The 25,900-nt window shown below is 53.6% G+C and carries 26 protein-coding genes; 17 read left to right on the plus strand and 9 right to left on the minus strand.

The annotated features are described in order from the left end of the window. Positions 1-3 precede the first annotated feature (3 nt). The 4 genes from I6L74_RS12685 to hemB form a co-directional block, all read right to left on the minus strand. On the minus strand, positions 4-1,545 hold the full coding sequence (locus I6L74_RS12685; RefSeq protein WP_059177842.1) for an MASE1 domain-containing sensor histidine kinase: 1,542 nt from the start codon (positions 1,543-1,545) through the stop codon (positions 4-6). Next, complete coding sequence (locus I6L74_RS12690; RefSeq protein WP_059177843.1) at positions 1,545-2,174, minus strand: response regulator transcription factor; 630 nt, start codon at positions 2,172-2,174, stop codon at positions 1,545-1,547. Before I6L74_RS12690 ends, I6L74_RS12685 begins: the two co-directional genes overlap by 1 nt. A gap of 164 nt (positions 2,175-2,338) precedes the next feature. Beyond that, positions 2,339-4,084 (minus strand): bifunctional ornithine lipid synthase OlsF, encoded by a 1,746-nt coding sequence (gene olsF / locus I6L74_RS12695; RefSeq protein ID WP_059177844.1) that lies wholly within the window; start codon positions 4,082-4,084, stop codon positions 2,339-2,341. A 119-nt stretch (positions 4,085-4,203) separates the two neighbouring features. Further along, a complete protein-coding gene (gene hemB, locus I6L74_RS12700) occupies positions 4,204-5,178 on the minus strand; it encodes a porphobilinogen synthase (protein ID WP_059177845.1) in 975 nt (324 codons plus the stop codon). A 471-nt stretch (positions 5,179-5,649) separates the two neighbouring features. Here hemB and I6L74_RS12705 point away from each other — a divergent pair, with 471 nt between their 5' ends. Both I6L74_RS12705 and I6L74_RS12710 read left to right on the plus strand, forming a co-directional pair. Next, positions 5,650-8,424 carry an autotransporter YaiT-related protein gene (locus I6L74_RS12705; RefSeq protein WP_059177846.1) on the plus strand — a complete coding sequence of 925 codons (2,775 nt, stop codon included), beginning with the start codon at positions 5,650-5,652 and terminating at the stop codon, positions 8,422-8,424. A 91-nt stretch (positions 8,425-8,515) separates the two neighbouring features. Next, positions 8,516-9,142: a helix-turn-helix domain-containing protein gene (locus I6L74_RS12710; protein ID WP_059177847.1), complete on the plus strand. Its 627-nt coding sequence runs from the start codon at positions 8,516-8,518 to the stop codon at positions 9,140-9,142. A gap of 4 nt (positions 9,143-9,146) precedes the next feature. Here I6L74_RS12710 and ampH read toward each other — a convergent pair whose 3' ends face one another. Beyond that, on the minus strand, positions 9,147-10,313 hold the full coding sequence (gene ampH / locus I6L74_RS12715) for a D-alanyl-D-alanine-carboxypeptidase/endopeptidase AmpH (protein ID WP_410199991.1): 1,167 nt from the start codon (positions 10,311-10,313) through the stop codon (positions 9,147-9,149). Positions 10,314-10,507: 194 nt separating this feature from the next. On the opposite strand from ampH, the gene I6L74_RS12720 reads away from it, so the two are divergent. The 3 genes from I6L74_RS12720 to I6L74_RS12730 all read left to right on the plus strand — a co-directional run bounded on the left by I6L74_RS12720 (position 10,508) and on the right by I6L74_RS12730 (position 13,476). Beyond that, complete coding sequence (locus I6L74_RS12720) at positions 10,508-11,041, plus strand: isochorismatase family protein (protein ID WP_059177849.1); 534 nt, start codon at positions 10,508-10,510, stop codon at positions 11,039-11,041. A gap of 99 nt (positions 11,042-11,140) precedes the next feature. Further along, a complete protein-coding gene (gene sbmA, locus I6L74_RS12725) occupies positions 11,141-12,361 on the plus strand; it encodes a peptide antibiotic transporter SbmA (RefSeq protein ID WP_059177850.1) in 1,221 nt (406 codons plus the stop codon). Positions 12,362-12,375: 14 nt separating this feature from the next. Next, positions 12,376-13,476, plus strand: coding sequence for a DUF1615 domain-containing protein (locus tag I6L74_RS12730; protein ID WP_059177851.1), 1,101 nt, complete (start codon positions 12,376-12,378; stop codon positions 13,474-13,476). Here the strand turns inward: I6L74_RS12730 and I6L74_RS12735 are convergent. Beyond that, complete coding sequence (locus tag I6L74_RS12735) at positions 13,465-13,782, minus strand: DUF2755 family protein (RefSeq protein WP_059177852.1); 318 nt, start codon at positions 13,780-13,782, stop codon at positions 13,465-13,467. The genes I6L74_RS12730 and I6L74_RS12735 overlap by 12 nt on opposite strands. A 248-nt stretch (positions 13,783-14,030) precedes the next feature. Here I6L74_RS12735 and I6L74_RS12740 point away from each other — a divergent pair, with 248 nt between their 5' ends. Next, on the plus strand, positions 14,031-14,267 hold the full coding sequence (locus I6L74_RS12740; protein WP_059177853.1) for a DUF2754 domain-containing protein: 237 nt from the start codon (positions 14,031-14,033) through the stop codon (positions 14,265-14,267). On the opposite strand, the gene ddlA is transcribed toward I6L74_RS12740, so the two are convergent. Then, positions 14,264-15,364, minus strand: a complete 1,101-nt coding sequence (gene ddlA, locus I6L74_RS12745) for a D-alanine--D-alanine ligase (RefSeq protein ID WP_059177854.1) — start codon at positions 15,362-15,364, stop codon at positions 14,264-14,266. The two genes, I6L74_RS12740 and ddlA, sit on opposite strands and share 4 nt — an antisense overlap. A gap of 103 nt (positions 15,365-15,467) precedes the next feature. Here ddlA and I6L74_RS12750 point away from each other — a divergent pair, with 103 nt between their 5' ends. The 6 genes from I6L74_RS12750 (at position 15,468) to adrA (ending at position 21,172) form a co-directional block, all read left to right on the plus strand. Beyond that, positions 15,468-16,151 (plus strand): extensin-like domain-containing protein, encoded by a 684-nt coding sequence (locus I6L74_RS12750; protein WP_059177855.1) that lies wholly within the window; start codon positions 15,468-15,470, stop codon positions 16,149-16,151. 169 nt (positions 16,152-16,320) lie between these two features. Next, complete coding sequence (locus I6L74_RS12755; protein ID WP_096759572.1) at positions 16,321-17,535, plus strand: multidrug efflux MFS transporter; 1,215 nt, start codon at positions 16,321-16,323, stop codon at positions 17,533-17,535. Positions 17,536-17,779: 244 nt separating this feature from the next. Then, complete coding sequence (gene iraP / locus I6L74_RS12760; protein ID WP_059177857.1) at positions 17,780-18,040, plus strand: anti-adapter protein IraP; 261 nt, start codon at positions 17,780-17,782, stop codon at positions 18,038-18,040. A 98-nt stretch (positions 18,041-18,138) separates the two neighbouring features. Then, entirely contained in the window at positions 18,139-19,554 is a 1,416-nt protein-coding gene (gene phoA / locus I6L74_RS12765) for an alkaline phosphatase (RefSeq protein WP_059177858.1), read from the plus strand. 92 nt (positions 19,555-19,646) lie between these two features. Beyond that, complete coding sequence (gene psiF, locus I6L74_RS12770) at positions 19,647-19,967, plus strand: phosphate starvation-inducible protein PsiF (protein ID WP_059177859.1); 321 nt, start codon at positions 19,647-19,649, stop codon at positions 19,965-19,967. 89 nt (positions 19,968-20,056) lie between these two features. Continuing rightward, a complete protein-coding gene (gene adrA / locus I6L74_RS12775) occupies positions 20,057-21,172 on the plus strand; it encodes a diguanylate cyclase AdrA (protein WP_059177860.1) in 1,116 nt (371 codons plus the stop codon). 16 nt (positions 21,173-21,188) lie between these two features. Here adrA and proC read toward each other — a convergent pair whose 3' ends face one another. Next, positions 21,189-21,998, minus strand: a complete 810-nt coding sequence (gene proC / locus I6L74_RS12780; RefSeq protein WP_059177861.1) for a pyrroline-5-carboxylate reductase — start codon at positions 21,996-21,998, stop codon at positions 21,189-21,191. Positions 21,999-22,139: 141 nt separating this feature from the next. Here proC and I6L74_RS12785 point away from each other — a divergent pair, with 141 nt between their 5' ends. The 5 genes from I6L74_RS12785 to ppnP all read left to right on the plus strand — a co-directional run bounded on the left by I6L74_RS12785 (position 22,140) and on the right by ppnP (position 24,906). After that, entirely contained in the window at positions 22,140-22,598 is a 459-nt protein-coding gene (locus tag I6L74_RS12785; RefSeq protein WP_059177862.1) for a YaiI/YqxD family protein, read from the plus strand. 270 nt (positions 22,599-22,868) lie between these two features. Beyond that, positions 22,869-23,393 carry a shikimate kinase AroL gene (gene aroL / locus I6L74_RS12790; protein WP_059177863.1) on the plus strand — a complete coding sequence of 175 codons (525 nt, stop codon included), beginning with the start codon at positions 22,869-22,871 and terminating at the stop codon, positions 23,391-23,393. A 43-nt stretch (positions 23,394-23,436) separates the two neighbouring features. Continuing rightward, positions 23,437-23,628, plus strand: coding sequence for a protein YaiA (gene yaiA, locus I6L74_RS12795; protein WP_059177864.1), 192 nt, complete (start codon positions 23,437-23,439; stop codon positions 23,626-23,628). A gap of 241 nt (positions 23,629-23,869) precedes the next feature. Next, positions 23,870-24,547, plus strand: coding sequence for an AroM family protein (locus I6L74_RS12800; RefSeq protein WP_059177865.1), 678 nt, complete (start codon positions 23,870-23,872; stop codon positions 24,545-24,547). A 71-nt stretch (positions 24,548-24,618) separates the two neighbouring features. Continuing rightward, positions 24,619-24,906, plus strand: coding sequence for a pyrimidine/purine nucleoside phosphorylase (gene ppnP, locus I6L74_RS12805; protein ID WP_059177866.1), 288 nt, complete (start codon positions 24,619-24,621; stop codon positions 24,904-24,906). A gap of 39 nt (positions 24,907-24,945) precedes the next feature. Here the strand turns inward: ppnP and rdgC are convergent, their stop codons facing one another. Next, positions 24,946-25,857 (minus strand): recombination-associated protein RdgC, encoded by a 912-nt coding sequence (gene rdgC, locus I6L74_RS12810; RefSeq protein ID WP_012016268.1) that lies wholly within the window; start codon positions 25,855-25,857, stop codon positions 24,946-24,948. Positions 25,858-25,900: the final 43 nt, after the last annotated feature.

Genomic DNA, 25,900 nt, shown 5'->3' on the forward strand with positions numbered 1-25,900 from the left:
TGGTTAGTGAAGTGTTTGTTGCAAAATTGTGGGCAGGTTAACAATTACGCGCGTGCCGGCGTGGGCGTTCAGCGTGAATTCGCCGCCGAGGGCGTGGACGCGCTCGCGCATTCCCTGAATACCAAAGCCGGGCACATTTTCCGGACTGATACCCCCGCCGTTGTCCGCGACCTCCAGATGCAGCCGGTTTTCCTGCTGGCGAAGGACGATGGTCACTTCGCTGGCATCGGCGTGTTTACTGACGTTATTCAGCAATTCCTGTAGCAAGCGATAGAGGGTGAATACCAGCGTTTCATTTTCCGGTGGCGCGGGCAGTTGATAGTCAAACCGACAGGTAATCCCGCGCTCGGCAAAGGCAAATTCGTTGACCAGATGATGCAGCGCCTCTTTGAGCGACAGTTCGTCGAGAACGGGCGGGCGTAACTGGCGCAGCAGCTGACGGGTCGAGTGATGAATCCGCCGCGCCAGTTCGTTGATCTGCCCGGCGGCTTCAACCGCCAGCGGGGTATCGGCAGCGCGCTTGACCAGCTGAGACTGAATTTGAATGGCCGTAATGTTCTGGCCGATTTCATCGTGCAGCTCGCGGGCGAGGTGCTTGCGGGTATCTTCTTCGGTGTGGATTAGCTTTTCGGTGAGCGCCCGCCGCGCCTGAAGTTCGGCCTCCAGTCGGCGGCGATAGTGATCGAGATTTCGTGCCAACTGCTGCTGACGACTGATGGCGATCCCCAGACCAATCCCGAGCAACGACTGGGTGGCGAGGAAAATCTCCAGCTCCATCAGATCGGTAAAACCGACGCCAACCTGACGCGCAATGGTGATCATCATGCTGCCCAGCAGTCCAGACAATACGCCGCCCTGCCAGCCAAACTTCCACGCCATCACGACGTTTGGCAGAAAAACGACGATCAGCAGCAGGCGCTCAAGGGCGGGGGAGAGCACCATTTGCGTGCCGATTCCGATGATAAAAAACAGGCTGCACCAGATGATAAGCGAGGTGCGTAGCGGCGGATTACTGGTGTCCAGCCCGAGTAAATGGGAGCGATGCTGCTGGCGCAAAAACTCAAACACCAGATAGACAAACGGCGTGAGCAACACCCCGCCGGTGAAGGAGGCCAGCAGCAGAAGCGTGTTAGGGCTTTCCAGAAACGGTGACAGCAGTAACGTTTGCAGCAGCGCGTTGAACGTCACCGCAGCAATCAGCAGGGAAAGACGCTGCCAGTAAAGCGGAAAACGGTGCCAGTAGCGTTGCGTCAGCCAGGCGGCGACAGTCCCAATCAGCGGTACCACGAGCATCTCGTAGCGGGTCAGGAGCTGTTCGCTGTGCAGCCACCCAATGGCCACGAGAGTGGAGAGAATCAACGCCGGCCAGAAGCGGCGCGACAGCAAAATCAGCAGCGCCAGATAGACGCCCTGCGGCAGGAATAACGCGGCCTGTTGACCGTTGTGCGTCAGATAAAAGCTGAGCGTCCACAGCATCAGCCAGCCGGTGCCCCAGGCCAGCATAATGAACAGTGAGAGGATAATGTGCCGCACGGATCGCCGCATCAGTGGCCCGTCAGCAGCTGATTGTCGAGCGCGAAATGCACCAGTTCGATGGTGCTGCTGCACTGCAATTTTCCCAGCACGTTGGCGCGATGCACATGCACCGTTTTGTGGCTCAGTTCGAGCGTATAGGCGATGGCTTTGACGCTTTCGCCTTTCACCAGCAGGTCGAACACTTCGCGCTCGCGTGGGGTCAGTACATCGAGCACTTTGGCGGCGGGCTGGCCGCCGCGCAGGGCTTTGACCGCATCAGCGCAGAGATAATGTCCGCCCATACCGACGGAGCGTACGGCCTGCACCAGCTCTTCCGGCCCGCAGCGCTTGGTGAGATACCCGCTGGCGCCAGCGTCGAGTGCGCTCTGCACAAACGCAGGCGTATCATAAATACTGAGAATGATTGCGCGAAAGCCGGGGCGCTGCTGTCGCAGGCGTTTTAGCAGACTGAGGCCATTTTCGTCGGGCATGGCGACATCCATCACCGCGACGTCGATATCATTACGTGACAAGGCAGGCCACGCTTCGGCAGCGCTACCGTATTGGCCTTCGACGATCAGATCCTCTTCCAGATTTAACAGCTGAGCGAATCCAGATCGGACCACCACGTGGTCGTCCACCAGCACCACTTTGATCATCATTCATACCTTTGCTGAATAGTTTCTCTATGATGCCTGCCGCCGCCGGGCTGGCAATCGTGTGCGTACGGTTATGTAACGGATGTAACAGAATTGCAATATAGATTGTTTTTTCCTTCGGGTGATCGGGCGGCTCTGCTCTTCCCCTTCACCCCAGCCTCTCCCTAGTGGAGAGGGAGAGAATCCTGACACTGCGTCGCCTGATGCCCCTCAGAGTGCACCCCAATATACCGCTGATAGCGATTCGCCTTGAGATAACACAAATCCACCAGCACCAACCCATCCACGCAGTTGTTGAACGCCGGATCGCTGCCGAAATCGATAAACTGCACGCCGCCCGGTTCGCACAGCTCGGAATACTGTTTGTAGAGCGGTGGAATGCCGCAGCCCAGATTGCCGAGCAGGGATTTCAGCTTTGTCAGATCATCGACATACGCTTTACCCTCAAACTGGGCCAGCACGTCGGGCAAGGACGCCGGATACGGCTGGCGCGACACGGCTAACGGATGATTCGCCGGAAACCACAGACGGTAAAACGCCACCAGCAGATCGCGTGCGGCGGGGGGGAGTCCGCCTGAAATCGAAACCGGGCCGAACAGGTAGCGATACTGCGGATAGCGCGCCAGATATGCGCCAATCCCTGACCACAAATAATCCAGGCCACGGCGGCCCCAGTAGCGCGGCTGGATAAAGCTGCGGCCAAGCTCAATGCCGTGTTCCAGTATGCCCTCCATCTTGTCGTCATACTGGAACAAGCTGAAACTATACAAACCACCCAGCCCTTGGTTTTCGACCTGTTTTGCCGTGGGCATAAAACGATACGCACCGACGATTTCCAGATCGTCGTCGTCCCACAGAATCAGATGCAGATAATCGTCGTCATAGCTGTCGGTGTCCCGACGCTTTCCGCTGCCTTCGTCCACGGCGCGGAAGGCAATTTCGCGCAACCGTCCCAGCTCGCGCAAAATCGGGGCGTCTTCCTGCCCGTTGCGTTGCCACAGATAAATCGATTTGCCGTCGCTGGTGGTGCCGAGACATTCAGCCAGCGCCAGTTCACGCTTCAGCGTTGCCCGGTCTTCCGGTCGTGCAATCGCGCACTGCGTTTTGAAGGTCCCCGGCAGTCCCTTGCCAAGACGTATCACATGCTGGCGGCACTGCTCGGCCATTTCACGCGGTGAAAGCGTGGCGCTGAACCAGTGGCTCCAGGCAATCTGCTGCCCGATTTTGATCGGCAATCGACTGTGCTGACGGCGGAACATCTGCTGCATTAGCAGCAGCATCGACAGCGTAGGTGAGACCAGAGTGATGGCGTAAAACAGCAGGCTGTTGTGCGCCTGAATGTGCATGGGCAGCAGCGGCACGCGCAGTTTGTTCGCCAGTTTGATAAAGCCCGAGTGCCATTTTTTGTCGCGAATACCTGTGCGCGTCGGGCGCGAGACTTCGCCAGCCGGGAAGAAAATCAGTACCCCCGCGTTTTGCAGGTGCTGTTCCATGTGCATCAGCGAGGATTTGGCCGTTTTTCCGCCCATATTATCCACCGGGATAAACAGCGAACTCAGCGGTTCGAGGTGTGATAACAGACGATTGGTCACCACTTTGACATCGCGGCGAACGCGCGATACGGCGTACATCAGCGCCAGGCCATCCAGCGTGCCGGTGGGGTGGTTAGCGATAATAACCAGTGGGCCATGTTCAGGGATTTGTTCGAGGTCGTGAGCGGGAATAGTGCAGATAATATCGAGGTGTTCAAGAACCTGTTCCACCATATCCAGCCCTTTCAGGTGGCGGTGTGTTGCGGCGAACTGCTGGAACTCTTCTTCGTGGAATAACCGTTTTAACAGACTTTTTTGCCAGGGTGCGGGCCTCGCCTGAGGCCAAAGATCATCAAGAACGCTATCGAGACTAAACATGATGGTTTCTCCTACCGTCTTGCCGAGACAGTAGAAGCGCGAGATGTCGTTTGTATTGCAGTTGGGTGAAGTTTTGTGAGGGGGGATTCCCCTCTCCGTTCAGAAGAGGGGAGCGCGCGTTAACGCAGGATTTTTTTCTCGGCCAGATCGAGTGCGAAGTAGCTGAAGATCAGATCGGCACCCGCGCGTTTAATGGCGCCAAGGCTTTCCAGAACGACTTTCTCTTCGTCAATCGCCCCTGCCAGTGCGGCGAATTTGATCATCGCGTACTCACCGCTCACCTGGTATGCGCCCAGCGGCAAAGTGGTGCGCTCGCGGATGTCACGCAGGATGTCCAGATACGCACCTGCCGGTTTGACCATCAGACAATCTGCACCTTGCGCTTCGTCGAGCAGGGATTCGCGGATTGCTTCGCGGCGGTTAAGCGGGTTCATCTGATAGGTTTTACGATCGCCCTTCAGCGACGTGCCCGCGGCTTCACGGAACGGGCCGTAGAAGGAGGAGGCGAATTTGGTGGAGTAGGACATGATGGCGGTGTCGGTGAAACCCGCAGCGTCCAGCGCCTGACGGATGGCCTGAACCTGACCATCCATCGCTGCGGATGGCGCGATAAAATCAGCCCCAGCAGCCGCCGCCACGACGGCCTGTTTGCCCAGGTTCAGCAGCGTTGCATCGTTATCGACGCCGTGATCGCATAATACGCCGCAGTGACCGTGCGAGGTGTACTCGCAGAAACAGGTATCGGACATGACGATCATTTCCGGAACGGTCTCTTTGCAGATGCGTGACATGCGCGCGACCAGACCCTTTTCTTTCATCGCATCGCTGCCGGTGGCGTCAGTGTGGTGAGAGATGCCAAACGTCATCACCGAGCGGATGCCTGCGTTGGCAATGCGTTCGATCTCACGCGCCAGATGCTTTTCGGGGATGCGCATTACGCCTGGCATAGCGTCGATGGCTTTGTAGTCATCGATCTCTTCTTCGACGAAAATCGGCAACACCAGATCGTTTAAGCTCAGTGTTGTCTCTTCAAACATAGCGCGCAACGCAGGGGATTGGCGTAGGCGACGGGGACGTGCAATTAAATCGGTCATGATATGCCTGATGTCTGGAGAACAATGCGGGACAGTGTACTCGAAATTCCTGCGGGCTGTTTTACGAAAGTGGTTCTTATGAAGGCAAGAAGGGGGGAGCCCTGTACCCTGGAATGTCGTTAAAACGTGCAAAGGCATTATCGCGCGTGATTTTACATCGGTCCAAGGTTACGGACATCTATTCATATTATTTCTCAAAATCCGTGGTTGTATTTTCTGGGTATATATATATGGTCTGCTGATATTTCCTGAAATAATATAATTCTGATGTAATTTATTGTGTTTATAGCATTTTCTCGTTTCATTCCTCCCTTGTTTTTATTTTTTATGATTATTGTCTGGATACGGACTTAATTGAATCATTCATTGAACCTTTTTCAATTCAGACTGCATAATTCCCTTCGCAATATATTATGTCGCATTTATGTTTTGACGGAAAAACTGCTTACGTCCCTGAGGAGGGATGACTCAATGCAAACATGGAAAAAGAAACTCGTGGTATCTCAAATTGCATTAGCCTGCACATTGGCTATCGCTTCTCAGGCTAATGCTAAAGATATCTCTAACAGCACTTACGATACTTTCGGGTATGACAATACCGTGACTACCCCCTGGTATGATGGTTATGTTGACTGGGATAGCTCTGATGCTACACATGACAGTGATATCTATCCCGTTATCAATAATTCCACGGTGAATGGCGTTATTTCCAGCTACTATCTTGACGATGGAATTAATGGCCGTGCGAATGCGCTGAGCATTTCTAATAGTACCATCAATGGAATGATTACCTCTAAATGCATGACCACCTCTTGCGATAATGGCGTTGACCCAGACGGTACAACGCATACGCAATATGATCGTTTTAGCCTGACAGTCGATAATACGACGATTAATGATGCCTATGAGCATTATGCTTATGACGTTATTGATGGCGATAATACCGAAACGCATTATCAGGATACTTATGCGCTCGGTAATGCGATTACTCTTGATGTCGAGTCCGATATTGTTATTCAAAATAACTCGCACGTTGCCGGTATTACGCTAACGCAGGGCTATCAGGAGCTGGATAATACGCCTTATGATGGCACTGAAGGCGTCGCAAATAGCAGTAACATCTTTACCGATACGCTGGTAGTCAAAGATTCAGTGTTAACCTCTGGTGCTTACAGCGATTTGGGGACCAGCGGTTTTTACGGCCAAAGTGCGAAGCCAAGTGATTACGGCGAAACCAATGCCACGGCTGCGGATGACGCGGCATTAATTGTGGCATCGAGCGACGTAGATAACGCGATGCAGACGACGGCAACGTTCGATCACTCTACCGTGACGGGGGATATTCTTTTTTCGAGCACGTTTGATAACAACTTCTTTGAGAACGGCGATCCGGCGACTGACACCACCGACGATGGTATCTATAACCCGACGACCAACGGTTGGGACGACACCGATAAGCTGGATGTCACCCTGACTAACGGCAGCAAATGGGTGGGCGCAGCGCAGTCGAGCGTTGAGGCTATCAGCCCCGCGCAAATGTATGGCCTGGGCTACAGTGACGCTGACTGGACCACGCTTTCACCTAACAGCATCTGGCCGGATTCCACTTTCAACAGCGACGGTCACGTCTCTGGCGAAGAGGTGTATCAGAGCGGCTTGTTCAACGTGACGCTGGATAACGGTTCCGAGTGGGACACGCGTAAAACCTCTAACATTGATAAGCTGGCAGTGAATAATCACTCGCAGGTCAACGTGGAAAACTCGGGTCTTCTCGCGGACAGCATCACAATGACCAACGGCTCGTCGCTGAATATTGGTGACAGTGGAGCCGTTGCCACGGATAGCCTTTATCTGGACAGCTATAGCCTGACCACGCTGACGGAAGAAACGGCGCAGCTCTATGCCAATACCATCACCGTGGACAACGGTGCGGAACTGGCACTGGGTCTGGGTCAGGTTGACACTCACAGCATGGTGCTGACCGACGGCGGCGTGTTGAACATCGCCAGTCGCGATGAGGTGTTGAATTCCGATCTGAACAATGCGCGTTATGTTACCAACGATACGAGCAAAGCGGATTACGACTATGGTGTCGTGGCGCTCAACTCTGATGGTCATTTGGCGGTGAACGGTGACGTCGCGGGCAACTACAAAGTGCGTATCGATAATGCGACGGGTGCGGGTTCTGTCGCTGATTACAAGAACGCCGAAATCATCCGCGTATATGACAACAACACGGATACTCAGGCGAGCTTTACGGCGGCAAATACAGCCGATTTAGGCGCATATACGTACAAGGCGCAGCAGAAGGGTGATACCGTTGTTCTTCATCAGGAAGCGCTGACCGACTACGCAAATATGGCGTTGAGCATCCCCTCCGCGAACACCAATATCTGGAATCTGCAGCAGGACACAGTGGGCTCGCGTCTTACCAACAGTCGTCACGGTCTTGCGGATAACGGTGGTGCGTGGGTTAGCTACTTCGGTGGCAGTTTCAACGGTGATAACGGCACTCTCAGCTACGATCAGGACGTCAGCGGTATAATGGTCGGTCTGGATACGCAGATTGATGGCAATAATGCTAAATGGATTGTCGGGGGCGCGGCGGGCTTTGCAAAAGGCGATATGAGCCAGGGTTCTGGTCAGGTTGATCAGGATAGCCAGACGGCGATGATCTATTCCTCTGCACATTTTGCTAACAATATCTTTATTGATAGCTCCCTGAGCTACTCTCGCTTTAACAACGATCTTACTGCCACAATGAGCAACGATGAGTACGTGGACGGCAACACCACCACGGATGCCTGGGGCTTTGGCCTGAAACTCGGCTACGACTGGAAACCCAACGCGTCAGGCTACATTACGCCGTATGCGGCAGTGTCGGGCCTGTTCCAGTCAGGCGATGACTATCAGTTAAGTAACAATATGCAAGTAGACGGCCAGTCTTACGACAGTATGCGTTATGAAGCGGGTCTTGATGCGGGCTACACCTTTAATTACGGTAGCGAGCAGGCATTAACACCGTACTTCACTCTGGCATATGTCTATGACGATGCGGGTAACGATGCGGATGTTAACGGGGACAACATTGACAACGGGGTGAAAGGTTCCGCCGTACGTGTGGGTCTGGGCACACAGTTTAGCTTCACGAAAAACTTTAGCACCTATACCGGTGCAAACTACCTGGGTGGCGGTGATGTTGACCAAAACTGGGGCGCAAATCTGGGTGTGAAATACGCCTGGTAATGCCAATAAGCGGGGGAGGTTCATCCCCGCTTTTTTTATAACTCGATAATAATGAAACAGAACCGATAAGTATGGATGCCTTGAGGTCTGCATGAATCCCCACGCGAAACCCCTTTCTGAATTTAAGCGGCTTGAACAGTGTCTGAAAGCCGAAAGCACTCCTTTCAGCGTTTCTCCTCAGCAAATTCTTGGTGATGGCTTTTATGACGACGATCATCACACCTGGTTTTTACAGACGGGTGTCGTGGCAGTCCATCGAAAAACTGACGATTTACTTGTTGGAATCGTGAAGGCGCCTTTCATTTTCGGCCTGACGGCTGGCATGGTAAAAAACCGTCAGGAATATACGTTGATTCCACAATCGCCCTGCACAGGGTTTTATCTGCCAGCAATAACCACGCATCATTGTCTCCAGCAATTTCATCTTTGGCGGGATGCATTTGGCTGGCTGTCATGGATTAACCTAATGATGGAAAAGCGGGACATGAACCTGGTGGGAAATAACTCCTACAGCCAGATCAGGTCAGTGTTGCTGGTGATGGCAGAGTGGGATGAAACGCTGCGCTCAAAAATAGGCGTGATGCATCATATTCAGCAAAGTACAGGTATTTCGCGTTCGGTTGTTGCGGAGGTGCTGGCCGCGTTGCGTAAGGGAAATTATATCAATATGAATCGGGGCAAACTGGTCAGTATTCACCGTTTGCCCGCGGAGTATTAAACGATCAGGAGGCCGGGATCACTTTCGCCTTATTCTCGCTCAATTCGGCGACCAAATTATTAATCCCGTCGCTCATATTGGTGAAGCGCGTATTCGGCGATCGGGTCACGACCACGAAGGCCCCAACATTGGACTGCGGGATCATCGCCATGTAGGTAATGAATCCGCCGCCGCCACCCGTTTTCTGAATAATGCCCGGGCGGCCATCTTTCGGTGCCATATACACCCAGCCCAAGCCAAGCGCATCGGCTTTACCCGGCACGTCCATGCCAATGACTCGGGTGAGCTGGTTGCGTTTGTAGATGAGCGTTTGCATGCGGTCAGCCTGATTACTGCGCGCATGGAAATCAGACGACAGGAACTGCTGCATCCAGCGCATCATATCCCCCGGCGTGGAGTAAACGCCGCCGCTGCCAACGGCCGCGAGGGTGTTATTACACGGACTGGCCCCTTTTTCGGCCACCATCAGGCGTTTGCACTGATCCGGTGACGGCGTAAAGGTGGTGTCTTTCATGCCCAGCGGACGGGTGATGTTGTCTTCAAACAGCTGCGGATACGGCTTGCCGGATGCTGTGGCTAACGCATCGGCGAGCAAATCAAATGCCAGGTTTGAATAGGCCGCCTGTGCGCCCGGTGCGGTTTTCAGCGTCGCTGTCGTCAGGTAGTTCCAGCGCTGTTCGCGCGTGGGCCAGACGAAAACAGGACGATGCGCTGCACCGCCTGGCTGTTCACGCGGCAGCGCGCTGGTATGCGTTGCCAGATTCACCAGTGAAATGGGGGTGCCATGATACGTCGGGACGCGGTAACCCGGCGGTGCGTATTTGCTTAATGGATCGTTGAGTTTCACCACGCCTTGATCGAGCAGTTTCACCAGCATTTCGCTGGTCATCAGCTTCGTCAACGATGCAATGCGGATCACGGAATCCAACTGCGGATGAACATTGTTGCCCGGGCGCGTTTCGCCAAAACTACGGAAAACGCGCTGATTACCGTCAATCACGACCATTGCCATGCCGGTGGCACCGCTGCCGTAATAAATCAGATTGGCGTAACGATCCGCAATATCGGAGGCGAAAACGGGGGCCGTGATCGGCTGAGCAGCCTGAACTGTGGAGAGGCTTACCGCACACAGCGCGGCAATGGAAAACAGACAACGTTTCAACGAAAGCATCCATGAAGTGAATGAACAAAGTAATGCGTATTTATACTACTAAACGGCACGGCGCAATGGGCCGAATAGCATAACGATAGTGGGAAAAACGTAACCGCGAGTAAATAAGAACATTTTCGTTGCACGCTTTCTCCATTTTTGTGACATCAGGCTTATGATAAGCGTAGGCGTAGTTCAATTTGCGGAGAAGGTTGATGGGTGAAAAGCGTGTGGTGATGGTTGTCGATATGCAGCAAGGGGTTTTCGAAACACCCCGTATTCAACGCGAAGCATGCGTATCGCAGATTAACCAACTTGTTCAGGCCGCCGATACGGTAATTTTTATCCAGCATACCGAAGCGGGTGGGCTGGAAGAGGGGAGCGAAGGGTTTGCGCTGTTGCCGGAAATCTATCAGCCGCCAGGCGCGTTTTATGTGACTAAAACGGCCTGCGATGCGTTTTACCACACTACGCTTGAGGCCCTGCTGCGCGAACAAGACGTCACGCATTTTGTGATTTGCGGGTGCGCAACCGACTATTGTGTGGATACCACGCTTAAAAATGGCGTCAGCCGGGGATATCACATCACCGTCGCGGAGGATGCTCATACCACGGCTAATCGCCCGGCCGCGCAGGCACACATCCTGATTCAGCACTATAACGACGTCTGGCGTACGTTGACTGCACCGCACAACCCTCCTGCAGTGAAATCCACAGAAACAATTCTGGACCACTGGAAAGCGAACTAACCCCTAAAGCCCTGGTCTATTTTTTGCACGAGCCGGTGAGCGGCCCGTGAGAGTCATGTGTCGTGCATAGCAATGAGATAACAACAAGAAGGAAACACTATGTTTAAATCTTTTTTCCCAAAGCCGGGACCGTTTTTCCTCTCGGCATTTATTTGGGCACTGATCGCGGTCATTTTCTGGCAGGCGGGCGGTGGAGCATGGCTTGAGCGCCTGGTCGGGGCGACGGGCGATGTCCCTATCAGCGCCGCGCGTTTTTGGTCGCGGAGCTATTTGCTGTTTTATGCCTATTACGCCCTGTGCGTCGGTCTGTTCGCCCTGTTCTGGTTTACGTATTCCCCGCATCGCTGGCAATACTGGTCAATACTGGGGACCGCGCTCATCATCTTCGTCACCTGGTTTTTGGTGGAAGTGGGCGTGGCCGTCAACGCCTGGTATGCTCCGTTTTATGACTTGATCCAAACGGCGCTCAGTTCACCGCATAAGGTTACGATTAACCGGTTCTATCAAGAAATTGGTATTTTCCTGGGGATTGCGCTTATTGCGGTATTCGTTGGGGTGATGAATAACTTCTTTGTGAGCCACTACGTGTTCCGCTGGCGTACCGCGATGAACGAACACTATATGGCGCATTGGCAGCAGCTGCGTCATATCGAGGGTGCGGCGCAGCGTGTGCAGGAAGACACCATGCGTTTTGCTTCGACGTTGGAAGATATGGGCGTGAGCTTTATTAACGCCATTATGACGCTCATCGCCTTCCTGCCGGTACTGGTGGCACTCTCCGTCCATGTTCAGGAACTGCCGATTGTCGGCCATCTGCCTTATGGCCTGGTGATTGCGGCAATTGTCTGGTCGCTGATGGGGACCGGTTTGCTGGCGGCCGTTGGGATCAAACTGCCGGGGCTGGAGTTTAAAAATCAGCGTGTAGAAGCGGCTTATCGTAAAGAACTGGTCTACGGCGAAGACGACGCCAATCGCGCCTCGCCGCCGACGGTGCGTGAGCTGTTTGGCGCGGTGCGCCGCAACTATTTCCGTCTCTATTTCCACTATATGTACTTCAACATCGCGCGTATTTTATATCTGCAGGTCGATAACGTTTTCGGTTTGTTCCTGCTGTTTCCGTCGATTGTGGCAGGTACGATTACGCTCGGTCTGATGACGCAGATAACTAACGTTTTCAGTCAGGTTCGTGGTTCTTTCCAGTATCTCATCGCGTCATGGACTACGCTTGTCGAGCTGATGTCTATCTATAAGCGTTTACGCAGTTTTGAGCGCGAACTGGATGGCCAGGATCTACAGGAAGTCACTCATACATTAGGTTAAGACAGGGAATCGCTATGCCATTTGCCGTATCACGAACGTTGCCTTTATCACTGTTCGCCGCCTTGGTGCTGGCCGGATGCGCCGAAAAAAGCGCTGCACCGCTGAAAAAGGGCGAAAAGCCGGTTGATGTGGCAAGCGTGGTACGGCAAAAAATGCCGGCCAGCGTGAAAGATCGTGACGACTGGGCGATCGTGCTGGCGAAAACGTTTGAGAGCCAAAAAATTGCGCCGACCGAGGAGAATATCTGCTCGGTGCTGGCGGTGGCGCAGCAGGAGTCGATGTATCAGTCCGATCCGGCGGTGCCGGGGCTGAACAAAATCGCCTGGAAAGAGATCGACCGACGTGCCGAAAAAATGCACGTCCCGGTGTTCCTGGTGCATACGGCGCTCAAAATCACGTCGCCAAACGGTAAAAGCTACAGCGAACGGCTGGATACGGTGAAAACGGAGAAGCAGCTCAGCGCCATTTTTGATGACTTTATCAATATGGTGCCGATGGGGCAGACGCTTTTCGGATCGCTCAATCCGGTGCATACCGGCGGCCCCATGCAGGTCAGCATTGATTTTGCAGAGAAACACACCCGCGGTTACCCATGGAAAATCGACGGGACGGTGCGTCAGGAAGTGTTCTCTCTGCGCGGCGGGCTGTGGTTTGGTACCTATCATCTGCTGAATTATCCGGTCAATTACAGCGAGCCGCTGTACCGTTTTGCCGATTTCAACGCGGGATGGTATGCGAGCCGCAACGCCGCGTTCCAGAATGCGGTGAGTCGTGCAACAGGCACAAAACTGGCGCTGGATGGCGATCTGATTGCTTACGGTAGCAGCGAGGCAGGGACCATTGAACTTGCGGTGCGCAAGCTGGCGATAAAGCTGGATATGAGCAACAGCGACATTCGCCACCAACTGGAAAAAGGCGACAGTCTGGCGTTCGAGAAAACGGATCTCTACCAGCAGGTGTATAAGCTTGCGGAGCAGAAAAGCGGCAAAGCGTTACCGCGCGAAATTTTGCCGGGCATTCAGCTTGAAAGCCCGAAAATCACCCGTAATCTCACCACGGCGTGGTTCGCAAAACGGGTCGACGACCGTCGGGCTCGCTGTATGTCACTTAACTAAACGTGAGTGATAACGGCGCCAGCGCAGGACCAACGCGACAACACCGAGAATGACGCATCCAATCAGAAACGGAATCACACCGAAAATCGTGCTGACGCCTAAACCGATATCGACGCGCGGCCGACCAGTGTCCTGAACTTGCATCAGATGCTCATACACGCCGGGTGCGTGCACCAGAATGTTCAGAAGTTGGGAACCCGCCCAGAAGCAAAACAGCACAAACAGGGCATAGGCGATATTACCCGGCGCGGAGGTTTTGGATTGCTTGCCGCCAAAAATCGGCTTCGCCAGTGTAAAGTCTGCCATATAAACCTCCCGATATTGATTCTGGCCGAGTGCCAGTCGTACAAGGTGAGTTTGACAGGTCATAACATTTGTCAATATCAGAATCGTGGTAATTTACGCCTGGTATTCCTCCTGGATTGTCGATTTCTGCATCGCATCACAGTTTTTTAACTTAAGTTAAATTGATTCGTATTTAAGAATTTCCGCATCCGCCACAGACCGCATCACGAAACTGTGAGAGGATGTCTTTTTATCCTGCCGGAGTTGCCATGAAGCTGTCTGACAAACTACGCCGTGACTGGCATTACTATGCCTTTGCGATTGGGCTGATTTTTATTCTTAACGGTGTGATTGGGCTGCTTGGGTTTGAAGCAAAAGGCTGGCAAACCTATGCGCTGGGGCTGGTGACGTGGGTGATTTGTTTCTGGCTGGCAGGGTTAATTATCCGCCGTCGGCCTGAAGACGCGACGACGGAAAACGTAGAGCGTTCTGAGAAAGCGGATTAACCGTTTACTGAGCTCTTCAGGGCGCTGTCGGCGGTGTGTCGCTCCAGCGCCAGTTCGATAAGACGGGTGATTAACGCAGGATAGCTGAGCCCGCTCGCCTGCCAGAGTTTTGGATACATGCTGATGTTGGTGAAGCCCGGCAGCGTGTTGATTTCGTTAATAATGACCTCATTTTCTGCCGTCAGGAACACATCGACGCGCGCCATACCGCCGCAGCCAAGTGCCTGATAAGCGTCGATGGCGATCGCGCGGATCTTGTCGTTAATTTCAGGATCCAATACCGCCGGCACCACGACCTGCGCGCCTTTATCATCGATATATTTGGTGTCGTAAGAGTAGAAATCACTGTTCAGAACCACTTCACCGCAGGTGCTGGCCTGTGGGAAATCGTTGCCTAAAACGGCGCATTCGATTTCACGACCTGTAATGCCTTGTTCAACTACCACTTTATGATCGAATTCAAACGCCAGGCGCACTGCATCTGCGAATTGCGCTTCGCTGGTCACTTTACTGACGCCAACGGATGAACCCTGGTTGGCTGGTTTCACAAACAGCGGCAGGCCAAGCTGAGCGGTGATCTGGGCGAAACTGTGTTTATCGCGGTTGGCACGGGTCAGGGTCACAAATGGCGCAATGTTCAGACCGGCGTCACGCAGCAAACGCTTGGTGACATCTTTATCCATGCAGGCGGCAGAACCGAGCACATCCGAGCCGACAAACGGCAGGTTTGCCATGCGCAACATCCCTTGCAGGGAGCCATCTTCGCCCAACGTGCCGTGAACAATCGGGAAAACGACGTCAATCTGCGCCAGCGTTTGAGCGTTGCCCGCGTTGATCAGCTGGCCGTGGATGACGCCAGGCACGGTCGCAACGCTGATTTCTGAAGGATTGAGCGCGATATGCGCCGGATCGTCTGCATTCAGCAGATACTGACTGGCATCGTTCACATGCCATTGGCCTTGTTTATCAATGCCCAGCAGGACCACATCAAAGCGGCTTTTATCAATCGCATCCACGATATTTTTAGCCGATTGCAGCGACACTTCGTGTTCTGCTGATTTTCCCCCAAAGACAATTCCTACCCGCTGCTTCGCCATCTCACACTCTTCCAGTCTGTCTCAAAGCCTATAACATACCACATGCCCTGTGGGATTCGCCGCCTTCTGCCATAATGTTTTGACGCATAAAAGAGGAGAGAATGTGAGAGGGAAAAGTCTGTTTGTCTGCGCGATTATTGTGGGTGCCGCCGTGGTGGGTTATCGCTGGCTACCGTCGTATTACAATCCTTTTACGCCACTTAAGCTCGACGACAAGCCTGGCAAGATCACCCAGTTCAAACTGCGTCGCCTGACGCCGGAGGCCTGTACGACTCTGCTGGCAGAGGCGAATCAAAAACAGTGGATCCAGACCCAGTCCATGGCCGATAGCGCGGGGGACTGCCCGCTGACTGACGTGGTGCGCGTGCGAAATTTTGGTCCGGTGACGCTGAGCAGCAGTTTTATCGCCAGCTGCCCGCTGGCGCTGAGCTCCGCGCTGTTTATTCAGCAGCAGGCGCGCCCGCTGACTCAAACGATAATGGGCAGCGAGCTGAAGCGTATCGAACATCTGGGCAGTTTTGCCTGCCGCAATATTTATCATCGCCCCGATGCGCGCCGCAGTGAACACGCCAGCGCCGAAGCCCTGGATATCAGCGCGTTTCAGCTCTCTGATGGGCAGCGGGTAACGGTGCTCCGCGGCTGGCGCGAAGATAAAACGCAGCCCTGGCTTAAAGCGCTGTTGAGTGCCAGCTGTGATTATTATGGCAATGGCTTAGGCCCGGAATATAACGCCGCGCACGCCAACCATTTCCATCTTGGGATGCGCGGTTTTGGACTGTGTCGTTAAAGCATAAATCACCAGCATAAAGTGGATAAAATGTGACTTGTTTCACATATATGATGACTGGGGAGATAAAACACCAAAGTCGTCGATACCGCATCTCTGGTGCCATCTGATTTAACGTAACTTGCTAATCTGTCGGCGAATTCGCCTAAAAATGAAGATACCGCTTGTTATGGAATCCTGGAAAGTAAACCTCATCTCCGTTTGGTTTGGCTGCTTTTTTACCGGCCTTGCCATCAGCCAGATTTTGCCGTTCCTGCCGCTGTATGTCTCACAGCTCGGCGTCTCGTCGCATGAGGCGCTGTCGATGTGGTCCGGTCTGACGTTCAGTATCACTTTCCTGGTTTCAGCGATTGTTTCGCCCATGTGGGGCAGCCTGGCGGATCGTAAAGGGCGCAAACTCATGCTGCTGCGCGCCTCGCTGGGGATGGCGATCGCAATTCTGCTTCAGGCTTACGCGACCAACGTCTGGCAGCTGTTTTTGCTGCGCGGCCTGATGGGGCTAACGTCGGGCTATATTCCTAACGCGATGGCGCTGGTGGCGTCGCAAGTCCCGCGCGAGCGCAGCGGGTGGGCGATCAGTACGCTTTCCACCGCGCAGATTAGCGGCGTGATTGGCGGCCCGCTGATGGGCGGTTTTTTGGCTGACCATGTTGGCCTGCGCGCGGTCTTTTTCATCACCGCGCTGCTGCTGATGGTGAGTTTTCTGGTCACGTTTTTCCTGATCAAAGAGGGCGTGCGGCCGACGATCAGCAAAGCCGAGCGTCTGAGCGGCAAAGCCGTATTCGCCACGCTTCCTTATCCCGGGCTGATGATTAGCCTGTTTGTCACCACGATGGTGATTCAGCTTTGTAACGGCTCGATTGGGCCGATTTTGACGCTGTTTATTAAATCGATGGCCCCGGACAGCAACAATATTGCGTTTCTGAGCGGCATGATCGCCGCCGTGCCCGGCGTGTCTGCGCTGATGTCTGCACCAAAATTGGGCAAGCTGGGCGATCGGATCGGCACGGCACGCATATTAATGGCGACGCTTATTTTTGCAGTGGTGCTGTTTTTCGCGATGTCATTTGTGACGTCACCCTTCCAGCTTGGCGTTCTGCGTTTTCTGTTGGGATTCGCCGACGGAGCGATGCTCCCGGCGGTACAAACGCTGCTGGTGAAGTACTCCAGCGATCAGGTAACAGGCCGGATCTTTGGGTATAACCAGTCATTTATGTATCTGGGAAATGTGATTGGCCCACTGATTGGCGCATCTGTCTCGGCGATGGCGGGATTCCGCTGGGTGTTTGCCGCCACGGCGGTGGTGGTGTTGCTCAATATTATTCAACTTGCCATTGCTTTACAGCGCCGACGTCAAAAAGCCGATAGGGCAGGCGCCCGATAATAATGTAGCGACAATATAGGATGTATTTAAGAGCAGCTGAATTTTATGAATAGAAAAGAAGATGTCAATTTCTACTCTTCATAAGGGGTGTAATCAGTTTTTATAATAGCAAAACGTTTCGCTCACGCTAAATCATCGTTATTTGCGACATAGCGTGTTTTTTCATAACGATAATAGTTTTCGCCTCTTTGCATTATTCCATCGGAGTGATAAGTTCAGCAAAAATCTGATAAGGAAATACCCGATGAAAAATCTCATTGCTGAGTTGCTGGTGAAGCTTGCCCAAAAGGAAGAAGAGTCAAAAGAGCTGGTTGCCCAGGTTGAAGCGTTAGAGATTGTCGTCACTGCATTGTTACGACAAATGGCACAGACCGAGCAACAGGCGCTGATACGAAGTATCGAAGGCGCTCTGGAGGATGCCAGGCCCGGCTCTCAGGTGCCGGTTCAGGATAGCGAGATGCTACAGGAATACGTAAAAAAGTTGTTGCGACATCCCCGTAATTAATCTTTCACAAAATCGAAAACGCTGTCATAGCATTGTCATATGGACTGCCTATAGTCGCTCTGTTTATTTTTTATGTATTTGTACATGGAGAAAATAAAGTGAAACAGAGCGCACTATTCATCGCATTAATTCCGTTGTTATTCACCGCAACGTCACACGCCGAAACCACCGATACCCACGTCCTGGACAATCGTGCTGCGCACGGGGATATCACTCAACCCGGCGGTGCCCGCCGTTTGTCGGAAGACCAAACCGCCGCGATTCGTGCATCGCTTAATGATAAGCCGGCCAAAAATATTATTCTGTTAATCGGCGACGGCATGGGCGATTCTGAAATTACCGCTGCGCGTAATTACGCTGAGGGTGCAGGCGGTTTCTTTAAAGGGATCGATGCGTTGCCTTTGACCGGCCAATATACCCATTACGCGCTGGACAAAAAAACCGGCAAGCCGGATTACGTGACCGACTCTGCGGCTTCCGCAACCGCCTGGACCACCGGGGTTAAAACCTATAACGGCGCGCTGGGCGTCGATATTCACGAAAAAGATCACCAGACCATTCTGGAGATGGCAAAAGCCGCTGGGCTTTCAACGGGCAACGTCTCTACGGCGGAGCTCCAGGATGCAACCCCTGCCGCGCTGGTGGCGCACGTGACGTCGCGTAAATGCTACGGCCCGACCGTGACCAGCGAAAAATGCCCCTCTAACGCGCTGGAAAAAGGCGGTAAAGGCTCCATTACCGAGCAACTGCTGAATGCCCGCGCTGATGTCACTCTGGGCGGCGGAGCGAAGACGTTCGCCGAAACCGCAACCGCGGGAGACTGGCAGGGCAAAACGCTGCGCGAGCAGGCGCAGGCTCGCGGCTATCAGATGGTGAGCGATGCGACTTCTCTGGCGGCCATTACTGAAGCAAACCAGGATAAACCGCTGCTTGGCCTGTTCTCGGACGGGAATATGCCGGTGCGCTGGGAAGGGCCAAAAGCCTCCTATCACGGTAACCTCGACAAGCCTGTTGTCACCTGTGCGCCAAATCCGAAACGCAATGACAGCATCCCTACGCTGGCGCAGATGACGGATAAAGCGATCACCCTGTTAAACAAAGGCGATAAGGGCTTCTTCCTGCAGGTGGAAGGCGCGTCGATCGATAAACAGGATCACGCTGCGAATCCGTGTGGTCAGATCGGCGAAACGGTCGATCTGGATGAAGCGGTGCAAAAGGCGCTGGAGTTTGCGAAGAAAGACGGCAACACCCTGGTGGTGGTTACGGCTGACCACGCACATGCCAGCCAGATCGTTGCACCGGACACCAAAGCGCCGGGCCTGACTCAGGCGCTGAACACCAAAGACGGGGCGGTGATGGTGATGAGCTATGGCAACTCCGAAGAAGACTCCATGGAACATACTGGCTCGCAGCTACGCATTGCGGCGTATGGTCCTCATGCAGCAAACGTGGTAGGGCTGACGGATCAGACCGATCTGTTCTACACCATGAAAGCGGCGCTTGGATTGAAATAAAAGAGAAACCCGGCGGAAATTCCCCTCCGCCGGGTGGTTTTTTCCCCGTCACGAACCAGACTTAGTGTGAACCTTCATGAAAGGATGGTGCTATGAAACTGACTCTGTCTGTGACTCTGCTTTCCGCGATGTTCCTGATGTCGACGGCAACGGCGGCGGAGAGAACGCTTACCCCTCAACAGCAGCGAATGACGACCTGTAATCAGCAGGCCACGTCCCAGACGCTGAAAGGCGATGCCCGTAAAACCTATATGAGCGATTGCCTGAAAAACAAAGACACGAAACCCGGCGAAAAGAGCCTGACGCCACAGCAGCAAAAAATGCGCGAGTGTAATTCTCAGGCGACGCAACAGATGCTCAAAGGCGAAGACCGCAGCAAGTTTATGAGCGCGTGCCTCAAGAAATCCGTGTAGTCCTAACGGGTGAGCCTGGGTATTGGCTCACCCGAAATTTCATACTTTCCCCGCTCCCCCCCTCTCTATAATTTGGGAAATGTTTCAGAATGTTCCCAAAAATTATGAATGACGAAAACTTTTACAATAAAGGCGTCACCCGAGAAGAGTGGCAACAGGACCTTTCTCAGGATGACCACCACCGTTCCGGCATTCGGTTTGCCCGGCGAGTTCGATTGCCGCGCATGTTGGGACTGGCCGCAATGTTCTTCCCGATTGCAGGGGCAATGGTGGCACATGCTCCGCCTGGAGGCTGGTGGCTATTGCTGGTGGGTTGGTCGTTCATCTGGCCACATCTGGCCTGGCAGCTGGCTTACCGTTCCGCCGATCCCCGCAGCAGCGAAATTTTAAATCTCAAAGCGGATGCGATGGTGGCAGGCGTCTGGATGGGGTTAATGGGCGTTGACGTCTTGCCCACGGTCGCGCTGGTCATGATGATCGGAATGAACCTGATGGGGGCGGGCGGCGTGAAGTTGTTTAGCGCTGGCGCCATCATTACTGCCGTCGCCACGCTCATCACGCTGCAACTCACCGGTACCACGCCTGCCTTGACGTTGACCCCGCTCGAATTATGGCTTTCGCTACCGGTCCTGGTGCTTTATCCGCTGATTTTTGCCTGGGTGAGTCATCAGACAGCGATCCGACTGGCGGAGCATAAGCGTCGTCTGGAGCTAATGAGTACCCGCGACGGAATGACCGGCGTGTTTAATCGTCGGCACTGGGAAATTCTGTTACGCAATGAATACGACACCTGCTTACGGAGCCATCGCGACGCCGCCATTTTGATTATCGATATCGATCATTTTAAAAATATCAATGATACGTGGGGCCACGACGTGGGCGATGAGGCGATTATCGCCGTCACGCGTCAACTGCAACTGGCGTTACGTGCAGGGGATCTTATCGGCCGTTTTGGTGGTGATGAATTTGCCGTGGTGATGAGTGGAACGCCTGCGGAGAGTGCGATAGCGGCGATGTCTCGCGTGCATGAACGGCTGGCGGCGCTCACCTTACCCTGTGCCCCGCAGGTGCGCTTGCGTATCAGCGTTGGCGTGGCACCGTTAACACCGGAATTTGGACACTACCGTGAATGGCTGAAAGCGGCTGACGTAGCGTTATATAAAGCGAAAAATGCCGGACGCAACCGCACCGAAGTGGCCGCCTGACGCCCGGCAATCCTTATCAGGATTTACTCAGCTGTTCTGACTTTTCCATGCATTTGCTCATCGCCTCGATCACCGCAGAGCGGAATCCGCGCTCCTCGAGCACCCGCACGGCTTCAATGGTGGTTCCACCGGGCGAGCACACCATATCTTTCAGTTCACCGGGATGTTTACCCGTCTCCAGCACCATTTTTGCAGAACCCATCACCGCCTGAGCGGCAAATTTGTACGCCTGCGCGCGCGGCATTCCGCCCAGCACGGCAGCATCAGCCATCGCTTCAATAAACATAAAGACGTAGGCCGGGGCAGATCCGCTGACGCCGACAACCGGGTGGATCATCGGCTCGGCAATCACTTCGGCCTCGCCAAAGCAGCGGAAAATATTCAGCACGTCCGCCACGTCTTCAGACGTCACCAGCGCATTCGGTGTGACAGAGGTCATGCCCGCATTCACCAGCGACGGCGTGTTTGGCATGGCGCGGACGATTTTACGGTCGTGACCCAGCGCGCGCGCGAGCTGATCCAGAGTGACGCCCGCTGCAATTGATACCACCAGCGTCTCTTTGTTAAGGCTGGAGGTAATGTCGCTCAGCACTTTAATCATGATGTTAGGTTTGACGGCGCCGAAGACGATATCGGCAATCTGGGCCACTTCCTGTGCGCTTTCGGCGGCGTTAATCCCGTACTGATCGCGAAGGGCAGCCACTTTATCCGGTGACGGGGTGTAGACCCAAATTTGTCCCGGCAACACCTGGCCGCTGGCGATCAGGCCGCCGAGAATGGCTTTTCCCATGTTACCGCAGCCAATAAAACCGATTTTCTTATCCATCACGTCTCTCCGTAATTATGCGTTTTGCGTTCTACTCTATAGCTTAACGTGGATTTTTCTTCAGGGCTAAAGCTTACGCTGCTTTGCCTGTCGACGAAAAGCAGGCGACAATAGCCGCTCATGCTAAACAAGGGAGACACTATGGCGATTTGGGTGGATGCGGATGCGTGTCCGAATGTCATCAAAGAGATTTTGTTTCGCGCCGCCGAGCGCGTGCAGATGCCGTTAACGCTGGTGGCAAACCAGAATCTGCGCATTCCGCCGTCAAAATTTATTCGCTCGATGCGCGTCCCTGCGGGTTTTGACGTGGCGGATAACGAGATTGTGCGGCTGTGCAGCCCGGAAGATTTAGTGATAACTGCGGATATTCCGCTGGCTGCGGAAGTTCTGGAAAAAGGGGCGGCCGCACTGAATCCACGCGGCGAGCGTTACTCGCCGTCAACCATTCGTCAGATCCTCACGATGCGTGATTTCATGGATACCCTGCGCGCGAGCGGCGTGCAAACGGGTGGGCCTGACACGCTTTCCCAACGCGATCGGCAGCAATTTGCCGCTGAGCTGGATAAATGGCTGCTGGAAGTGAAACGCCGTACCGCGTAATGATAAGCATTGCTAAAATGTGATAGAGTATGACAACCGCAGGGTTGTCATCATCAGACGCTTTGCAGTAAAGTAAACGCACCCACATATGCAATGATTTCTTTACAGAGTGCGATTGATATTCTCAGTGTTTACGCTCTCTGTCATACACACATATTCTTGCTGTAATCCAATTTTTACAATTACTTTGTGTACTAGTTTAATGGTATTATTGCTCGTTTTTTGATTTCACACGCCGCAACCTCGCGGTATCAAGGGGAACACCTGGTTATGACCCAACCCATCTTTTTAGTTGGCCCTCGCGGCTGCGGGAAAACCACCGTCGGCCTCGCACTGGCGCGCGCGTGTCAAAGCCAATTTGTCGATACCGATCACTGGCTGCAATCGAAAGCCGGGCGGACCATCGCGGAGATTGTGGAAAAAGAGGGCTGGGAAACTTTTCGTGCGCTTGAGACCGAAACCCTGAAGGCCGTCACGGCACCGTCGAGCGTCATTGCGACCGGCGGGGGCATTATTCTGGCGGAACATAATCGCGGCTTTATGCGTGAGCACGGCATCGTCATTTATCTTTGCGCGCCCGTCGCCACCCTGGTGGAACGGCTCGAAGCATTTCCGGAAGAGGGGCAACGCCCTACGCTCACCGGAAAGGCGATCGGTGACGAAGTGAGCCAAGTGCTTGCTGAACGTGATGCCCTTTATCGTGAAGCCGCGCATCACGTCGTCGATGCGTCGCAGACGCCGGAACAGGTTGTCAGCCAGATCGTTACCGCGCTGCGTCTGGCTTGCGCCAGCTAGCAGGCGTCTATACTCATAGTTCAACGTTAAAAAAGGATGAACTATGCCAACCAGACCTCCCTATCCACGCGAAGCGCGAATCGAAACGATTGAAAAAGGTAACGGCGATCAGACCGTTACCTGGTACCAACTGCGCGCGGATCACCCGAAGCCAAACTCACTCATCAGTGAGCATGAAACCGAGCAGGAAGCGCTGGATGCGAAGCGCCGCTACGAAGACCCCGATAAGACCTGACATAAATCTGAAAGCGGGGATAAACGTGCCTGCATCACACTTTTGGCTCAGCGTGAATGTTAAGTGAGAGTTAATATTTAGTCATTACAGTTAGATTCGGAAACGGTGAACGATCTTTACACTTCGGTGTAAAGATCTGCTGCTACGCTTTTGAGCTGTTTAACCTGAAACAAGAGCCGCGCAGCGTAGTGAGCTTGTGCCTGTATAAGTGCAGTGGCAGTAATGAAAGGCGACAACGAAAATGAAGGCAACATTGGCGATCCTCACCATTGGTGTGGTTCCTGTTAGCGAAGTGTTACCGCTCTTAACGGAGCATGTCTCTGAACAACAGATTACGCATCTCAGCCTGCTCGCTGGGATCGGTCGGGAAGAGGTCATGGAAGACTACGCGATTGGGACCGGGGAGGATTCGCTGCCGACATTGTTAAGCGACGGTGCGCTGGCGCATGTCTCGCACCAGAAAGTTGAGCGGGCGTTGCAGGGCATCATCGAAGTCCTCGATAATCAAGGGTATGACGTTATTCTGCTGATGAGCACCGCGCCGATCTCCGGGCTGGTCGCTCGAAATTCTATTCTGCTTGAACCCATGCGCATTATTCCACCGCTGGTGGCCTCCATTGTGGATGGTCATCAGGTGGGCGTTATCGTCCCGATCCAGGAACTGCTTGATAATCAGGTGAATAAATGGAAAGTCCTGCAAAAAATGCCGCTCTTTGCGCTGGCCAATCCCATCTGGGATAGCGAAACAAAACTCATCGCCGCAGGGCGTGAACTGCTCGACCAGGGGGCGGACGTTTTAATGCTCGATTGTCTGGGATTCCACCAGCGTCATCGCGATTTACTGCAAAAAGCGCTCGATGTGCCTGTGCTGTTATCCAACGTGCTGGTGACGCGCCTGGCGTCTGAATTATTGGCCTGATGATTTTGCGTGACAGGCACGAAGGATGGCCCCTATAGTGGATTTTTCTCCAAAGACATAAGGGCCAGTTCATGCTTCAGAGTAACGAATACTTTTCCGGTAAAGTGAAATCCATTGGTTTTACCAGCAGCAGTACTGGCCGTGCCAGTGTTGGCGTCATGGCTGAAGGGGAATACACCTTTGGTACCGCAGAGCCCGAAGAGATGACGGTGGTTAGCGGGGCGTTGAACGTGCTGTTGCCGGATGAAACAGAGTGGAAAGTGTATTCCGCTGGACAAGTTTTCAACGTCCCTGGCCATAGCGAGTTCCATCTGCAGGTTGCGGAACCGACGTCTTATCTGTGCCGCTATTTGAAATAGTGATTCTCCCTCTCCCCATGGGGAGAGGGTTTCACAGCATTAACGCTGTGCTTCTCCGCCTAAACCTTCGACCAGGTTTTTAATCAGCGCGGCCAGTTCACCCGTCATCAGGATGAAGTCGGCATCAAAGCGTCCGCTAACATCTTCGCGCTCAATATCTTCGTTTTGATCGCGCAATTCATCGCAGAACTTCAGACGTTTAATCGAGCCGTCATCGCACATCACAAACTGAATTCGCTGCTGCCAGTCGAGCGCCAGCTTGGTCACCAGTTTGCCTGCTTCAATGTGCACCGCAATTTCGTCACACACCAGATCCTGTTTCTTCGCGCGGATCACGCCGCCATCTTCAAGGATCGCTTTTAATTCGGCTTCATCAAGCAGCTGGAACCCTTGCGCCGGACTGCCGCTGCGCACCCATTCGGTGAGCGTCAGTTCGATAGGATTTTCCATCGTCAGCGGAACGACCGGCAGTGACCCCAGGCTCTTACGCAGCAGGGCCAGCGTATCTTCCGCTTTTTTGGCACTGGCGCAGTCAACCATGATCAAATCGTTGACGGTGTCGATCCACATCATGGTCTGGTTGAAACGGCTAAAGGCGCGCGGCAACAGCGAGTGCAGCACTTCATCCTTCAGTGAATCTTTTTCCGTTTTTTTCAGCTTACGGCCCTGTTCAGCCTCAAGCTTGAAGATCTTGGCTTCCAGCGCCTGCTTCACCACCGGGGAGGGCAGGATTTTCTCTTCTTTACGGGCGCAAAGGATGATTTGACCATTGGTCGTGTGGGTCAGTGCATCGCTTTGTGAACCCATCGGTGCAACCCAACCGGTTTTCGCCATATCCTGGCTACCGCAAGGGGTAAACGTGTACGCGGCTAACTGTTTTTCCATCTCTTCTGCCTGCAGCGAAACCTCGCGGCTGAGACGGTAAACCATCAAATTTTTGAACCACAGCATGATAATTTCCACGGCCTTGTCGTTAAATCAGCGGGCATGATAA

The sequence above is a fragment of the Lelliottia amnigena genome, from assembly GCF_019047465.1.
Taxonomy (GTDB): Bacteria; Pseudomonadota; Gammaproteobacteria; order Enterobacterales; family Enterobacteriaceae; genus Enterobacter; species Enterobacter amnigenus.

Excerpts from the sequence above, each read along its gene's own strand:
- I6L74_RS12685 (WP_059177842.1), bottom strand. The coding sequence starts at position 1,545 with ATGCGGCGATCCGTGCGGCACATTATCCTCTCACTGTTCATTATGCTG.
- I6L74_RS12690 (WP_059177843.1), bottom strand. The coding sequence starts at position 2,174 with ATGATCAAAGTGGTGCTGGTGGACGACCACGTGGTGGTCCGATCTGGA.
- olsF (WP_059177844.1), bottom strand. The coding sequence starts at position 4,084 with ATGTTTAGTCTCGATAGCGTTCTTGATGATCTTTGGCCTCAGGCGAGG.
- hemB (WP_059177845.1), bottom strand. The coding sequence starts at position 5,178 with ATGACCGATTTAATTGCACGTCCCCGTCGCCTACGCCAATCCCCTGCG.
- I6L74_RS12705 (WP_059177846.1), top strand. The coding sequence starts at position 5,650 with ATGCAAACATGGAAAAAGAAACTCGTGGTATCTCAAATTGCATTAGCC.
- I6L74_RS12710 (WP_059177847.1), top strand. The coding sequence starts at position 8,516 with ATGAATCCCCACGCGAAACCCCTTTCTGAATTTAAGCGGCTTGAACAG.
- ampH (WP_410199991.1), bottom strand. The coding sequence starts at position 10,313 with ATGCTTTCGTTGAAACGTTGTCTGTTTTCCATTGCCGCGCTGTGTGCG.
- I6L74_RS12720 (WP_059177849.1), top strand. The coding sequence starts at position 10,508 with ATGGGTGAAAAGCGTGTGGTGATGGTTGTCGATATGCAGCAAGGGGTT.
- sbmA (WP_059177850.1), top strand. The coding sequence starts at position 11,141 with ATGTTTAAATCTTTTTTCCCAAAGCCGGGACCGTTTTTCCTCTCGGCA.
- I6L74_RS12730 (WP_059177851.1), top strand. The coding sequence starts at position 12,376 with ATGCCATTTGCCGTATCACGAACGTTGCCTTTATCACTGTTCGCCGCC.
- I6L74_RS12735 (WP_059177852.1), bottom strand. The coding sequence starts at position 13,782 with ATGGCAGACTTTACACTGGCGAAGCCGATTTTTGGCGGCAAGCAATCC.
- I6L74_RS12740 (WP_059177853.1), top strand. The coding sequence starts at position 14,031 with ATGAAGCTGTCTGACAAACTACGCCGTGACTGGCATTACTATGCCTTT.
- ddlA (WP_059177854.1), bottom strand. The coding sequence starts at position 15,364 with ATGGCGAAGCAGCGGGTAGGAATTGTCTTTGGGGGAAAATCAGCAGAA.
- I6L74_RS12755 (WP_096759572.1), top strand. The coding sequence starts at position 16,321 with ATGGAATCCTGGAAAGTAAACCTCATCTCCGTTTGGTTTGGCTGCTTT.
- iraP (WP_059177857.1), top strand. The coding sequence starts at position 17,780 with ATGAAAAATCTCATTGCTGAGTTGCTGGTGAAGCTTGCCCAAAAGGAA.
- psiF (WP_059177859.1), top strand. The coding sequence starts at position 19,647 with ATGAAACTGACTCTGTCTGTGACTCTGCTTTCCGCGATGTTCCTGATG.
- adrA (WP_059177860.1), top strand. The coding sequence starts at position 20,057 with ATGTTCCCAAAAATTATGAATGACGAAAACTTTTACAATAAAGGCGTC.
- proC (WP_059177861.1), bottom strand. The coding sequence starts at position 21,998 with ATGGATAAGAAAATCGGTTTTATTGGCTGCGGTAACATGGGAAAAGCC.
- I6L74_RS12785 (WP_059177862.1), top strand. The coding sequence starts at position 22,140 with ATGGCGATTTGGGTGGATGCGGATGCGTGTCCGAATGTCATCAAAGAG.
- aroL (WP_059177863.1), top strand. The coding sequence starts at position 22,869 with ATGACCCAACCCATCTTTTTAGTTGGCCCTCGCGGCTGCGGGAAAACC.
- yaiA (WP_059177864.1), top strand. The coding sequence starts at position 23,437 with ATGCCAACCAGACCTCCCTATCCACGCGAAGCGCGAATCGAAACGATT.
- I6L74_RS12800 (WP_059177865.1), top strand. The coding sequence starts at position 23,870 with ATGAAGGCAACATTGGCGATCCTCACCATTGGTGTGGTTCCTGTTAGC.
- ppnP (WP_059177866.1), top strand. The coding sequence starts at position 24,619 with ATGCTTCAGAGTAACGAATACTTTTCCGGTAAAGTGAAATCCATTGGT.
- rdgC (WP_012016268.1), bottom strand. The coding sequence starts at position 25,857 with ATGCTGTGGTTCAAAAATTTGATGGTTTACCGTCTCAGCCGCGAGGTT.